General features: G+C 70.2%; 12 protein-coding genes. 8 read left to right on the forward strand and 4 right to left on the reverse strand.

Translation table 11 applies throughout. From position 1 onward, the window contains the following. Positions 1-42 precede the first annotated feature (42 nt). A complete protein-coding gene (locus SK803_RS09320; protein WP_319965420.1) occupies positions 43-987 on the forward strand; it encodes a hypothetical protein in 945 nt (314 codons plus the stop codon). Here the strand turns inward: SK803_RS09320 and SK803_RS09325 are convergent, their stop codons facing one another. Further along, complete coding sequence (locus SK803_RS09325) at positions 988-1,425, reverse strand: Lrp/AsnC family transcriptional regulator (RefSeq protein ID WP_319965421.1); 438 nt, start codon at positions 1,423-1,425, stop codon at positions 988-990. A 130-nt stretch (positions 1,426-1,555) separates the two neighbouring features. Between SK803_RS09325 and SK803_RS09330 the strand changes: the two genes are divergently transcribed. Then, on the forward strand, positions 1,556-2,824 hold the full coding sequence (locus SK803_RS09330; RefSeq protein WP_319965607.1) for an ArgE/DapE family deacylase: 1,269 nt from the start codon (positions 1,556-1,558) through the stop codon (positions 2,822-2,824). Between the two features lie 49 nt (positions 2,825-2,873). Next, on the forward strand, positions 2,874-3,617 hold the full coding sequence (locus SK803_RS09335; RefSeq protein WP_406601512.1) for a M15 family metallopeptidase: 744 nt from the start codon (positions 2,874-2,876) through the stop codon (positions 3,615-3,617). 6 nt (positions 3,618-3,623) lie between these two features. Here SK803_RS09335 and SK803_RS09340 read toward each other — a convergent pair whose 3' ends face one another. Further along, complete coding sequence (locus SK803_RS09340) at positions 3,624-4,277, reverse strand: VOC family protein (RefSeq protein WP_319965423.1); 654 nt, start codon at positions 4,275-4,277, stop codon at positions 3,624-3,626. A 90-nt stretch (positions 4,278-4,367) separates the two neighbouring features. Between SK803_RS09340 and SK803_RS09345 the strand changes: the two genes are divergently transcribed. Then, positions 4,368-4,967: a hypothetical protein gene (locus tag SK803_RS09345; RefSeq protein ID WP_319965424.1), complete on the forward strand. Its 600-nt coding sequence runs from the start codon at positions 4,368-4,370 to the stop codon at positions 4,965-4,967. On the opposite strand, the gene SK803_RS09350 is transcribed toward SK803_RS09345, so the two are convergent. Together SK803_RS09350 and SK803_RS09355 are read right to left on the reverse strand one after the other, a co-directional pair. Beyond that, entirely contained in the window at positions 4,964-9,028 is a 4,065-nt protein-coding gene (locus tag SK803_RS09350) for an nSTAND1 domain-containing NTPase (protein WP_319965425.1), read from the reverse strand. The two genes, SK803_RS09345 and SK803_RS09350, sit on opposite strands and share 4 nt — an antisense overlap. A 107-nt stretch (positions 9,029-9,135) precedes the next feature. Further along, positions 9,136-9,894, reverse strand: coding sequence for a hypothetical protein (locus SK803_RS09355; protein ID WP_319965426.1), 759 nt, complete (start codon positions 9,892-9,894; stop codon positions 9,136-9,138). A 360-nt stretch (positions 9,895-10,254) separates the two neighbouring features. Here SK803_RS09355 and SK803_RS09360 point away from each other — a divergent pair, with 360 nt between their 5' ends. The 4 genes from SK803_RS09360 to SK803_RS09375 all read left to right on the forward strand — a co-directional run bounded on the left by SK803_RS09360 (position 10,255) and on the right by SK803_RS09375 (position 13,432). Then, positions 10,255-11,247, forward strand: coding sequence for a hypothetical protein (locus tag SK803_RS09360; protein WP_319965427.1), 993 nt, complete (start codon positions 10,255-10,257; stop codon positions 11,245-11,247). Positions 11,248-11,316: 69 nt separating this feature from the next. Then, the gene (locus SK803_RS09365; protein ID WP_319965428.1) at positions 11,317-12,183 is read left to right on the forward strand and encodes a hypothetical protein; all 867 of its coding nucleotides are present in this window, start codon (positions 11,317-11,319) and stop codon (positions 12,181-12,183) included. Between the two features lie 6 nt (positions 12,184-12,189). Further along, positions 12,190-12,975 (forward strand): pentapeptide repeat-containing protein, encoded by a 786-nt coding sequence (locus SK803_RS09370; protein WP_319965429.1) that lies wholly within the window; start codon positions 12,190-12,192, stop codon positions 12,973-12,975. Positions 12,976-13,018: 43 nt separating this feature from the next. After that, positions 13,019-13,432: a hypothetical protein gene (locus tag SK803_RS09375; protein ID WP_319965430.1), complete on the forward strand. Its 414-nt coding sequence runs from the start codon at positions 13,019-13,021 to the stop codon at positions 13,430-13,432.

A 13,432-nucleotide genomic window follows, 5' to 3' on the forward strand; every position in this document is an offset into this window, starting at 1 on the left:
CCTCGTGCGCATGATCGACAGAATCGAGTCCCACGTCCGCCGATGAGCGTGACGCCCGAGCCAGGTTCGCTCGGATCCCTGTTCGACCACGCGTTGGCGCTGCACCGTCAGTTCCCCGACGATCCTCTTCCCCGGGACGGGTCACCCTACCCGGACGACGCCCGGTATCGCGCTCGCGGCGACCGTTCGCAGAACCTTCGCACCGCCGGCGCCGACGCGGCGGCCGTTCTCGACTGGTACTTCGCCTCTTCCGAGGCGTCGCTGGAGCAGCTCGCCGAGAAGTTGGCCGACCTCCAGGTCCCGATTCACCGCAACGACCACATCACCGCCGCGGCGCTGCGTGCCGACCGTGCACGTGTCCGGCGAACCGGCCGATGGCTCGTGCGTCACGGCCGTGACCGCGGCACGGTCGTCGTTGGTCTGGGCCTGCTTGCGACCGACCACGACGAGCGCGACGTCCCGCTGATCCAGACCATCGGGCTGCTCTCCAACCACTTCGCCCCGCTCGCCGCTGCCGCACTGCTCCGGCGGCGGTCCGGCGGCGAGGCGTTGACGTGGCTCGGTCACCGCACCGCCGGTTGGGGTCGTGTCTACGTCGTCGAGGCGCTGTGCACACGACATCACGGTGGCCCGTGGTTGCTTCGGCACGCATGCGACGGCGACTACCTGAACGGCTACTTCGCTGGAGAGGTCGCGACAGCTGCCCATCTGCACGCGGCGATCACGTCCGACGACGTCGACGAGGAGCTCATCGACCACACAGGCCAGTTGCTGGAGATCATGACCTGGTGCGGCGGCATGGGCATGACCCTGCAGAGGTACCCACCCGCCGGCGCGGTCGTCGAGGCCTACGCCCGGCACGTCGCGCGGCTGCCCTCCACCGTCACCCGACTCCGGCACCGGGCCGCCATCGCCGAGTACGTCCAGGCCGTCCCGCTCACCGGTCTCAACACCGCGACGGTGGTGCGGATGCTGCTGGCCGATTGATCACAGGCGCGGCCGGGAGAGCAGCCGGGAGAGCACGATCGCGCTCTCGGTCCGCTCGACCGGCGCGGTGGCCCGCACGCGCTGGATGGCCTGTTCCAGGTGCGGGATGTCGCGGGCGAGCAGGTAGATCATCGCGTCGGCGGCACCGGAGACGGTGCAGGCTTCGACGATCTCGGGGATGTCGTCGAGGGCCCTGCGCAGGTCGGCCGGGGTGGGGTTGCCGGCGCAGTAGACCTCCACGAACGCCTCGGTGTGCCACGCGAGTGCCTGCGGGTCCACGATCGCGGTGAACCCGCGGATCGCGCCGCTCGACACCAGCCGGTCCAGCCGTCTCTTGGCGGCGGACGCCGACAACCCGGCGGCCTTGCCGATCTCGGAGTAGGTGGCGCGGGCGTTGCGCAGCACGCACTGGATGATCGCTTCGTCGATGCCGTCCATACCTGCGAGCATGCGTCGCCGCGCAAAGAACCGCCAACGGGTGCCCTGATTTGCAAAAAACCCAGTACAGCGCGCCACAGATGACAATTGTTTGCAGTGCCCGGCCGAACCTAGTCTCCGGCTTGTGACGATGAGAGATGTGGAGGCGGCCGCGCTGGACGCGGTGGACGAGGCGGCGATCGGGCGGCTTCTGCTGGAGCTCCTCGAGGTGCCGAGCGTGACGGGCAGCGCCGCGGAGTCCGAACTGCAACACGTCCTGGCCGGACAGCTGGAGCGCCTGGACCTCGACGTCGACCTGTGGTCGATGGACCTGCCCGGCCTGCGGGCACATCCCGAGTTCCCCGGCGGTGAAGCCCCGCGCACGGAGGCGTGGGGCCTGGTCGGCGGGACCCGGCGGCGGGGTGACGGGCCGACTTTGGTTTTACAGGGGCACGTCGACGTCGTTCCTCCCGGTGACCTGGCGCGGTGGGAGGGCGATCCGTTCCGCCCGCGGGTCGCCGGGGACGTGGTGCACGGCCGCGGCGCGTGCGACATGAAGGCCGGTGTGGTGGCGATCCTCGCCGCACTGGCCGCGATCCGCGCGGCCGGCGCACCGTTGCGCGGCCAGGTGTCGGCGCATTTCGTCGTCAGCGAGGAGGACGGCGGGCTCGGCGCGTTCGGCACGCTCGCCCGCGGGCACACCGGTGACGCCTGCATCATCACCGAACCGACCAGTGGCGCGTTGATGATCGCGAACGCCGGCGCTCTCACCTTCCGGATCGAGGTGCCGGGCAAGGCGACGCACGGCAGCACCAGGTATGCGGGCGTCAGCGCCATCGACGCCTACCTGCCCGTCCACCACGCGCTCGCCAGGCTGGAGGCCCGCCGCAACGCCGGCGCCGACCCGCTCATGTCGGACTACCCCGTTCCGTACCCGCTGTCCGTCGGCACCGTGCAGGCAGGCGACTGGGCCAGCACCGTGCCGGATCTCCTGGTGGCCGAGGGAAGACTGGGCGTCCAACTGGGAGAGGACCCGGCCCGCGCCCGCGCCGAGCTGGAGGACTGCGTGGCCGAGGCCTGCGCGGCGGACCCGTGGCTGCGCTCGCACCCCGCCGCCGTGACGTGGCCGGGCGGCCAGTTCGCGAGCGGGCGGCTCCCGGCGGGACATCCGCTCGCGGAGGTGGTCGGCGTCGCGCACGCCGACGTCACCGGCGGCGCGCGGCCTGCCGAGCGCGGCGCTCCGTACGGCAGCGACCTGCGGCTGTACGCCGGGGCGGGCATCCCGACGCTGCAGTACGGGCCCGGCGACGTCCGGCTCGCCCACAGCCCGCAGGAACAGGTCCGCGTGAGCGAGATCGTCACCGTCACGCGGGCGTTGGTGCTCGCCACCCTGCGGACGGTCGGCGACCTGTTCCGTTGACCGGTCTCGGCTCTTCAACGCGGGCACCTGCGCTGCTTGGATGAACTCCATGCGCGCCCTGCTGCTCTCCGTGCTGCTGACCCTGTCGTTCGCGATGCCTGCCAACGCCACCAACGGTTTCGTCGTGCTCAAGGACGTCGCCCCGACGATTCTGCACGACATCCGCTACTACACCGCGCACAACTTCGTGGGCACCCGCGTCGACGGCTACCGGCAGCCGCTGTGCATCCTGACCAGGCCCGTGGCCCTCGCGTTGCGCAAGGTTCAGCGCGAGATGCTCGCGCAGGGCTACACGCTCAAGGTCTACGACTGCTACCGGCCGCAGCGCGCGGTCGACCACTTCGTGCGGTGGGCCCGCGATCTCGCCGACCAGCGGATGAAGCCCGAGTTCTACCCGCGGGTCGACAAGACGCGGCTGTTCGAGGACGGCTACATCGCGGAGAAGTCCGGCCACAGCCGCGGGTCCACGCTCGACCTGACGATCGTGCGGCTGCCCGCGCGGTACCAGCGGCCGTACGTGCCGGGGGAGCGGCTGGTGGACTGTGCCGCGCCCCAACGGTTCCCGGACAACACCGTCGACATGGCCACCGGCTACGACTGCTTCGACACGTTGTCGCACACCGACGACCCGCGGGTCACGGGCCAGGCGCGGGAGAACCGGCAGCTGCTGAAGTCGGCGATGGGACGGGCGGGGTTCCGCAACCTGCCAGAGGAGTGGTGGCACTTCACGCTGAACGACGAGCCGTTCCCGGACACCTACTTCGACTTCCCGGTGTCACGCCGCCTGGGCTGAAGCGGCTCAGGTGACCACTTCCAGGAACGCCTGGTCGATCTCGCGGTGGGTGTAGTTGATGCCGCGGGCCGCCTGGTCCATGGTCCAGGTGATGCGCCGGAAGTCCGGTCCGGTGCGGTAGCCGCCGGAGAAGACCTCGTTGCGGTTGCCGGAAGGGTCGAAGAAGTAGATGGTGCCGCCGCGGGTGATGCCGTGCCTGGCGGGGCCGAAGTCGATGGGTACGTCGTCCATGGACATGACGTCGCCCGCGCGCAGCAGGGCGCTCCAGTCGTCGATCTCGTAGGCGAAGTGGTGCAGCTTTCCGTTGGCGCCCTTCACGAACGCGATGTCGTGCGGCTGGTCACCGCAGTACATCCAGGACCCGACCAGGTCGGAGTCCTCGGAGCCTGCCACCAGCAGCCCGCGGAACCACAGGTCGATCACCCCGAGCCGGACCTGCGGCGGCGGCTGGGCGATGAACACGCCGCCCTGCACACCGGGCTTGACGTTGACCACGCCACGTTCCCGCAGGATGCGCAACGCCTCGTTCATGGCGTTCGCGCTGACCCCGAACCGTTCGATCAACTCGGTGCGCAACGCGAAGCGCGCGCCGGAGTCCAGCCGCTGCTCGAGGATCTCCTTCTCGAGGTCGGCCGCGATCCGGTCGGGAACGGACGTCATGGCGGCAGTTTTCCACAGCCACCGGTCACGACCGTTCCGACTTCCCCGTTTCGCACCAAACCAGGCGGCTCCAGGGCTACGATCCCGAGTGTGTCGAAGACCTGGTCTCTCGCCGCCTTGGCCGTCCTCGCCGCCTGCGCCTCCCCGCCGTCAGGTTCGCCGGAAGTCCAGTCGCCCCAGGCGTTTCAGGACGAGCAGTCCAAGTCACCTGTACTGGGCCTGGAGTTCTGGGTGAACGACGCGAAGTCACCGATGCGCACCCGTGCCGAGAACGGCCGCGACGAGGTGGAGACCCAGATCGGCACCGGCGAGTTCGAGGTCCGCTTCCCCAAGCGTGCCAAGTCCGACCTGGCGCTGCGGATGATCTCGTGGACCGACCGCACGATCTTCGTGCTGGAGCCGGGCATGAAGTTCATGGACGTCCAGTACCTGCGGCCGGGCACGGGCATGCCGGACCAGAGGAGCGGCCGGATGACGCTGCTCCTGGACGCCGACTCGGAGAACTACTACGCCGAGAGCCGGGTGCAGAAGCACTCCGACGACCAGGAGAAGGTGTTGTTCAAACGCGCCGAGGAGAGCCCCGACCTGAAGGTCGACTCGCTCTTCGTCACCGCGGTCATCGACTTCAACGAGAACGAGACCGTCGACCCCGGCGAGTACGAGTACTTCAAGGTCCGCCTGGTCCGCTAGCAGCCGGTGCGGTACGGCTGACCCGCGCCGACGTAGTTGTTCCACTCCTCGACGCCGAACTCGCGCCCGGCACGTGCGCAGGCCAGTTCGACGAGGTGCTCCCGCGCGTCGTGCAGCCGGGAGAAGTCCCACAGCGTCACCGCTCCGGCGTTGTCGCCCGAGACCAGCATGCGGCCGTCCGGGCTGAACGCCAGCGTCAAGAACGGCGAGCCGCTCCCGGCCAGCGGTGACCCGATCGGCCGCGGCCGGTCCGGATCCTCCACGTTCCACAACGACACCGTGCCACCCCGGCCGCTGACGGCCAGGATCCGGCTGTCCGGACTGAACGCGACCGCCAGGGTCGAATCGCCCGCGTCCACCACACCGTCGAACCGGCGCGGTGCGGCCAGGTCGCGGAGGTCCCACAGGGCGACCTCGTCGCCGGCGGTCGCCAGCACCTGGCCGTTCGGGGCGAACGCGAAGCCCGCCACGCCGTCGTCGCCGAGCTTCCCGAGGTCACGCACGTCGTTCAGGTCGCTGATGTCGCGCAGGACGAGCGCACCCCCTGGTTCGCCGCCGGTGACGATGGTCCGGCCGTCGGGGCTGAAGGCGACCGCGATCCGGACGTCCTCGCGGTCCGTCGGGCCCCGGCCGATCTCGCGGGGTTCGTTGGGATTGCTGACGTCCCACCGCATCAGGTCGGGTTTCTTGCCCGCGCTGCGCAGTGTGCGGCCGTCCGCGCTGAACTCCAGCGCGACGATCGGGCCGGTGTGGCCGGTCAGCTTGTTCGGGTACTGGGTGACGTGGTCGGGATCGGCGACGTTCCACAGCACGACGGTGTCGTGTTCCGGCGGGTTGTCGCTGGTGGCGAGCACCTTCCCGTCCGGGCTGAACGCCGCCGCGACGGTCATCGCCGGCTGTCCGGCGATGACCGCGTTCGGGGTGTCGCCGAGCGTCCTGGCGGCCACGGGCCTGGCCGGATCGCTGATGTCCACCAACTGGGCTCGCCCACCGTTCACCGCGGTGAGCAACAGACGGTTGCCCGGCTGGATCACCGCGGTCCGGACGCCCACGTAGTGAGTCCGGAACGGCTCACCGAACCTGACCGGCCGCAACACGTCACGGGTGTGCCACAGGACCACTGTCCGGTCGGCACCCGCGGTGGCGAAGGTCGTGCCGTCCGGACTGAACGCGATCTCGTTGACGGCACCGCGGTGGTCCGTGAGCGGCCGGCCGATCCGCCGCGGGGTGGCGGGTGAGCTGACGTCCCACATGATCGCCGTGCCGTCGTCGCTCGCGGTGATCATGGTGAGTCCGTCCGGCGAGAACGCGACGTCGTTGATCACGTTGGCGTGTTCTCCCAGCGCCGCGGTGAGCGGACTGGGCAGGCCTGGATCACGCACGTCCAGCAGCTGCACGGCACCGGGCGCGTTCGCGGCCACCGCCAGCGTCGCGCCGTCCTTGCCGAAGGCGAGCGCGGTGACCGCCTTGCCGGGCTGCACCCGGCCTCGCTCGACCGGGTTGGCCGGATCACGGATGTCCCACAGCACCACGTCCGCGGCCGCGTTCGGCACGGCAATTTCGGACTGGCTGGTGGCGCTCGCCGCGACCTGGCCGTTCGGGCTGATCACCACGTCGCTGAACGCGCCGTTGTGGCGCAACGGCGTGCTGAGCCGGCGTGGTCCCGCCGGGTCGATCACCCAGAAGGTGAGCGCGCTGCCGTTCGTGGCGGCGAGCAGCCGGCCCTCCTGGGCGAACGCGACACCGAGGGTCTCCGGAGTGCGCACAGTCGAACCCGCACCCGGCTGCGCCTCCAGGACGTGCCGTTTCACCGGCTTGGCCGGGTCGGTCACGTCCCACAGGATCACCTCGGCGAAGCTCGCGGTGGCCAGCGTCGCGCCGTCAGGGCTGAACGCCATCGCGGCGACCCAGCCCGTGTGGTCGGTCAACGGCACGCCCAGCTGCTTCGGTTTCGCCGGATCGCTGACGTCCCACAACCGCACGGCGTGGTCGGCGGTGTCACCGGAGGCCATCACCCGGCCGTCCTTGCCGAAGGCCACCGCACGCACCGCGCTGGTGTGTCCGCCGGCCGTGCCCGCGTAGTTGTTCATGGTGACCGTGCTGGTCAGGCTCGCGAGCGCCTCGCTGCCCGACCCGATCTGGTCCGCGGCGAGAGCCAGTTGCAGGGCCAGCCGCGGATCGCTGTCCCGCGCCTCGTCGGCCTGAGCGACGAGACTGCGCACGGTCGCGGCGTCGCGTTCGTCCTTGAGCGTGCCCGCCTGCCACACCGCGATCACCGCGGCGATCAGGGCGGCGACCGACAGCACCGCCATGGCGGTCGTGACAGCGGCGCGTCGCTTGCGGGTTCGCCGCCGGGTGGCGTCGGCCTGGGCGCGGCTGGTGTCGAGGAACTCCTGTCCGCGTTGATCGAGGTTGAGGGGTGTTCTGGGCAGCCCCGCGAGGCGTTCGTCGTCCCACAGATGGGAACCCGCCCGTTTCGCGGCGACCCAGTCCGCGGCGGCACGTTCGACCGTGCGCGCCGCGCGCAGTGCCGACCCCTTCTCCTCGATCAGCTCGTCCAGCGACGGCCAGGCGGTGAGCAGGGCTTCGTGGGCGAGCCCGATCTCGTCGCCGTCCTTGGTGAGCAGTCGTTCGTCGACGAACACGGAGAACGCCGCCGCCAGCTCGTCAGTCAGCTGGCCGACCTCCACGCGGCGCCGCGAACGCCGGTCCGCGTCGTCGAGCGTGACCAGGCGCAGCAGCCCGCTGAGCACGTCCGCGCTGGTCAGAGTGCTGCGCTCGACCGCGGTGGCGAGGGCGTGGTCGGCCCGGCTGGCGAGCACCGCGTGCAGACCGGTGAGGTCGCGGTAGCCGGACCGGGCCGCGAGGTCGTCGTAGTCGCTCAGGCTGAGCGTGTCGCCGCGGGACCGGCCGTGCGCGAGCCTCTGCAGCGTGAACGCCAGCAACGGCAACGCCTCACCGCTCTCGGTGTCGGCGACGAGGCGGGCGACCAGTTCCGGTGCCGGCCGCAACCCGGCGACGGCGGCGGGTTCCTCGATCGCGAGCCGCAGCATGTCCCTCGGCAACGGCCCGAGCAGAAAAGGCTCGACGTCCGCGGCCAGCTCGGTCTGTTCGCTCAGGTCGTCGAGGAACTCCGACCGCAGGGTGATGACCGCGCGGACTCCGCCGCCGAGCGCGCTGTGCAGGAGCCCGGCCAATCGCGCGCGGCGGTCGGCGTCGGTGCGGGTGAAGAGCTCCTCGCCCTGGTCGATCGGCACCAGCAACCGGGTCCGCCGCGGGCCGTCGCTGTCTGCCAGCAACTCCTCGGCGAGTTCCTTGAGGCCGTCGTCCCGCTTGAGCCGGCGGCGGACGGTCTCGAGCTTCCACCGCAGTCCGTTGCGCCGGGCGGTGTCGACGATCGAGTGGGCCAGCGCGGACACCGGGTCGTCGCCGGGAGTCCAGGGTTCGAGGCACAGCCAGTCCGTGAGCGCGGGAATCAGACCGGCCCTGACCAGCGACGACTTGCCGCAGCCGGACGGCCCGGTCACCGCGAGCACGCCACGCCCGTCGTCGACCCGCACCTTCGCGGCCAGCGCTCGGCTCTCGCGGCCCCGGCCGAAGAACAACCCGCTGAGCTCCGGCGTGAACGGTTCGAGGCCGGGGTAGGGGTTCTCGCCGTCGCGCCACTCGCGGAAGCCGTCGGTGTCGATGCGGCGCAGGGCGACGAGCAGCCATTCGCGGGCGGCGTCCGTCGTGAGGTCGGCGTACTGCTGGCGGTCCAGCAGGGGATGGGCGGCGTCCGTCGAGCGCAGGGGGAGGATCCGGCAGCCGCGCGAGTCGGCGATCGCCACCTCGGCGGTGCACCACGTCGAGGCGACGTACTGCGGTGTCACCAGTGAGACGACGGCGTCGACGCGCCGCAGCTCCCGGTACAGCCGCTGTTTCCAGTCCTCGCCGAGCTCGATGCCACGGTTCTGGTCGCGGTCGAAGAAGACGTCGTGGCCGGCGTCGCGCAGCCAGGAGAAAACCTCCTGCGCCAGTGCCTGGTCCGGCGTGGCGTAGCTCAGGAACACCTCGGCCACGACACCCCCGTCCAGGTATGCGTCACATTATCGAACAGTCCGCGGAGCCTGATGACGGAAATCGTGAAGAACCCGTTGCGCTGCAAGGAGCACCGCAGCAGAAGCCTTCACGGGCCGATCCACAGGTGCGGCGCCACCCGCGCGTAGCCGGCGAGGCTGTCGATGACGGCAGGGAACTGCGGATGCTCCGGCCCGATGATCCACTTCGGCGGGTCCGGGGGCTGTCCGGCCAGCCAGGACGACAACTCCTCGAACGCCTCAGTGGTGTGCCCGCGGGGATTCCACAGCAGGCACGGTCCGGGAACCCGGGTGGAGACGCGCTGCCCCAGCGCCGTCACGATGATCTCGGGGCCGCCCAGTTCACTGTCGAGCAGGCACAGCGATGCACCAGTCGACAGTGCCAGCGTCGCGAAGGTCTCCCGGATCGATGGTGACATCAGGAACAGCCGGCTCTGCGAGTTGACCGCCGGCATGAACCCGAACCTCCAGTGATCCGGCAGGATCGCGAAGGTGTCGCTCATGCTGAGGTAGATGTAGCCCACCACGACCCGGCTGCTGCCGTCCGGCCAGGTGCGGTCCACACCGGCCGGATCCGTCTGCTCATCGCGATAAGCCCGCAGCGGCTCGTCCACCGGAAAGCAGAGGGACAGGTCGAAACTCTGCCCCGACGGGCCGGCGAGGGGCAACTCCACTGTTTTGCCGCTGGTGAAGCCATGGGTGCCTGGCAACCTCACCGACGTGCCGTCGGGCAGGACCACGTTCGTCCACCGTGATTTCTGCGGGTGGCAGAGCTCCGCGACCGCGGTCAGGAAGCGGCGGGCGTCCCGCCGGTGCACGTGGAACTCGTAGTCGAAGTCGATGCCCATGTGTCCCCCCACGCCGGTGCGGCTCATTCTCCATGATCGACAACACGGCCCACCTGTCCATCTCTGTCGGATCCGCTCAGATTTCTGACCGCCGATAATGTTCACTTATCGGCGGTCAGATTTGTCCCGCCCAATTGGGTAGCGTTGCGTTGGGCAACGTTATTACACACGTAATTCTGCTACGATATCCGCGTGGAGACGAGCTGTAACTTCCCCGGCTGCGAGCGCCCCGTTTTTCGAGGTGGCGGCCCAGGCAGGCCCTCGGAGTACTGCGACCTGCCCGAGCACACGCGCTGGCGGGCGTGGAGGGAGCGACAGCGGCTGGCGGAAGCCCCTGAGCAAAACTTGGAGGTCGTCACCGTGACGAATCTCCCCAGGGTCTCCGGTACCGCCAAGATCAGGGCCGAAGAGCTCCTCGACCGTTTCCGGGTGCTGTCCGAGCAGATGACGCAGACGCTGGGCCGGGCGGTCGGCGAGCTGAACGCGATGGCGGACCCGAGCGTCGCGGAGAGCCAGATCCAGGCAGCGGAGGCCGAGGCCGCGCGCCGGGTCGCTGAGGCCCAGTCGGAGTTGGCGGCCGCGGAACGGCGGCGCCACGAGGCGGAGCAGGCGCGCAAGGCGGCCGAGGAGACGACCGAGCAGGCTGTCCGGTCGGCGGAGGAAGCCGACGAGGCCGTGGACGCCGCGTTCACCGAGCGGGACGAGGCCCAGGAGGCCGCGCGGGTGGCCGGCGAGCGGGCTGAGGCGCAGATCGCCGAGGTGAGGGTGCAGGCGGCGGCCGTGATCGAGGAGATCCGGGCAGAGGTGGACGAGAAGGTGCGCCTGGCGTTGGAGGCGGCGGAGCAGGCGCGGGCCGATGCGGTGAAGCACGCCGAGCAGGCACGGCGGCAGGCGGCGAAGGAGGTCGAACAGGCCCGCGTCGAGGCTGCCCGCGAGATCGAGCAGGCCCAGGCCGCGGCTCAAGCGTTGGCCGAGCAGGCACGCGCCGAGACCGAGGCTGCCGCAGCCCACGTCGAGCAGACTCGTGCCGACGCCGCAGCCCAGATCGAAGCCGCACGTCAGGAGGCCGCCGAGACCGTCAGCCGCGCCGCGAAGGCCCGGGATCAGGCCGTGGTGCGGGCGGAACGAGCCGAGCAGACCGCCGCGGACGCCCGTGCCGAGCTCGAACGGTCCCGCAGCGAACTCGACTCGCGGCTCGGACAGGTCAGGCAGGAAGGCGCCGAGCAGGTGGCGGCGGTGCGGCAGACCCTGGCCGCGGTGGAGGACGCGCGGGCGCAGTTGCTGGCGCGGGCCGAACGGGCGGAGCGGCAGCTCGACGAGACGGCGGCGGAGTTGCGGGCGTTGCGCCGTTAGTGCGAGCGGGCTTGTCCGGGGCCGAACGGTTCAGCACCATTGGACTGAACGGCGCACAGGAGGTCTGCGGTGGGTGCTCACGGACATCTTCCCGGACGTGCGTTGCTGGGGCTGCAGGCGCTCGCGGGAAATCGGGCGGTGCAACGGGCCGTCACGGAGGGCAAGTTCAACATCGTCGGCGAGAACCACGACAAGACCAACCGGTGGGAGACGTTCGAAAAGGACTTCGCCAAGTCCAAAGGGCTGGACTACTGGCGGGAGAACAAGTTCAAGCACGGCGGCAAGCGCGGCGACCATCCGGTGCTCATCGCCCTGCAGATGGTGTCGTTTCTCGGTGACCACGCCACTGTCTCGCGCGCCCGGCTCACCACGGTCACGCAGTCGCTGAGCGACCCGGCGACCGACGCCACCGTGCTGCGGGCACGCCTCGGCGCGCTGCTCAATGCGTTGCCGTCGGTGCCCGTCGCCATGTCGCTGTACAAGGTCTGCCAGCGAAAAGGCATGCCGAAGGTGGTCGTCCAGGACTGCCTGCCGTTGGTGAGACTGACGAACGTGGTGCACGCCCTGCGTCCGAGACTGGTGGCGGGTAGCGGGTTGGCGGAGGCGTTGCACGAGGTGGACGGAATGCTGGCCGGGTTGATCAGCGAGGCCGAGAGCATCATCCGGGCCAACGGCTTCGGCTCCGACCTGCTGGCCGAAGGTCATGACGCGTGGAGACCGGTGATCGCGCAGATCTCGTGGCAACGCGCGGGCTACATGCTCAACCGTGCCAACAAGGCGGCCGCGGCCGGTGTCAGGGGCATCTGGAAGGTCGGGGACGACCACGTCACGGAGATGGGCGCCATGGCGTTGGATCCCGGCCCCGACGTCGAGATCACCGGCCGCAAGGAGTTCAGCAGGCAGCTCAAGGAGTGGCGGCGGCGGTCCGTATCCTGATCGGTGATGGACGAGCTGAAGGGCGACTGCGCCAACTGTTTCGGGTTGTGCTGCGTCGCGCTGCCGTTCGCCAGGTCGGCGGATTTCGCCGCCACCAAGGACGCGGGTACGCCGTGCCGCAACCTGCTGGCCGATCACCGGTGCGGCATCCACGACCAGTTGCGGCAGAAGGGCTATTCCGGCTGCACGGTCTACGACTGCTTCGGCGCGGGTCAGCGCGTGTCGCAGACGGTGTTCGCGGGCAACGACTGGCGCACCGGTGAGCGGCAGAAGATGTTCGACGTCTTCCCCGTCGTGCGGCAGCTGCACGAACTGCTCTGGTACCTCGCCGAGGCCCGCCGGCTCGACCCGCACGACGACCTCGACGCCGCCTACAGCGAGGTCGAGGCGCACACGGTCGCCGGCCCGGACGACATCCTGCGGCTCGACGTCGCGGAGATCCGCGCCAAGGTGAACGTCCTGCTGCTGCGCACCAGCGAACGGCTGCGGACCAGCGCGAAGTCCTGCCGCGGCGCGGACCTGATCGGCGCGCGGCTGCGGAACAAGAACCTCGGCAGCGCCGACTTCCGCGGCGCCTACCTGATCGGCGCGGACCTCACGAACTCCGACCTGTCGCGGGCGGACATGATCGGTGCCGACCTGCGCGGCGCCGACCTCGCCGGCGCGGACCTGAGCACCTGCCTGTTCCTCACTCAGCCGCAGGTCAACGCAGCCCGCGGCAACGCCAGGACAAAGCTTCCGGCCACGCTGACCCGCCCCTCGCACTGGACCGCGACGGCCAAGCGCCGCTGAGCGAGTCAGGGCGGTGTCAGCAGCCGCTGCCAGAGTGCCGATCATGAAGAAGGCATTGCTGATCATCGCCGCCGCCCTGGCGTCCTTGCTCGCGCCGGGCGTCGCGCACGCCGAGACGCCGCCGGGCTGCGCGTCGGCCCGGCAGATCGGGTCGACCGCGTACGTGAAGTTCGCCGACGGTCAGACCGCCGCCTCGGTGAAGCAGTTCGCGGGCTGCGGCAAGAACTGGGGCTACGTCTTCGTGTGGGCGGATTGGGCCGCGAGGCACGACCTGTTCCACGTCACCGCCGCGGTCACGACCGACGACGGGAAGAACCACGGCAAGGTGATCGGCCGCGTCGACCAGCGCGAGGTGTGGTCGAACGCCACGAGCACGATCAACCAGTGCACGCGCGCGCTCGGCGTCGTGTCGCTCGGTGAGGACGGCTGGAGCAAGTACACCGAACGCCGGTGCTGA

Source organism: Lentzea miocenica, assembly GCF_033949945.1.
Taxonomy (GTDB): Bacteria; Actinomycetota; Actinomycetes; order Mycobacteriales; family Pseudonocardiaceae; genus Lentzea; species Lentzea miocenica.

Bases quoted from the DNA above. Each gene is read 5' to 3' on its own strand.
- SK803_RS09320 (WP_319965420.1), top strand. From the start codon at position 43: ATGAGCGTGACGCCCGAGCCAGGTTCGCTCGGATCCCTGTTCGACCAC.
- SK803_RS09325 (WP_319965421.1), bottom strand. From the start codon at position 1,425: ATGGACGGCATCGACGAAGCGATCATCCAGTGCGTGCTGCGCAACGCC.
- SK803_RS09330 (WP_319965607.1), top strand. From the start codon at position 1,556: ATGAGAGATGTGGAGGCGGCCGCGCTGGACGCGGTGGACGAGGCGGCG.
- SK803_RS09335 (WP_406601512.1), top strand. From the start codon at position 2,874: ATGCGCGCCCTGCTGCTCTCCGTGCTGCTGACCCTGTCGTTCGCGATG.
- SK803_RS09340 (WP_319965423.1), bottom strand. From the start codon at position 4,277: ATGACGTCCGTTCCCGACCGGATCGCGGCCGACCTCGAGAAGGAGATC.
- SK803_RS09355 (WP_319965426.1), bottom strand. From the start codon at position 9,894: ATGGGCATCGACTTCGACTACGAGTTCCACGTGCACCGGCGGGACGCC.
- SK803_RS09370 (WP_319965429.1), top strand. From the start codon at position 12,190: ATGGACGAGCTGAAGGGCGACTGCGCCAACTGTTTCGGGTTGTGCTGC.
- SK803_RS09375 (WP_319965430.1), top strand. From the start codon at position 13,019: ATGAAGAAGGCATTGCTGATCATCGCCGCCGCCCTGGCGTCCTTGCTC.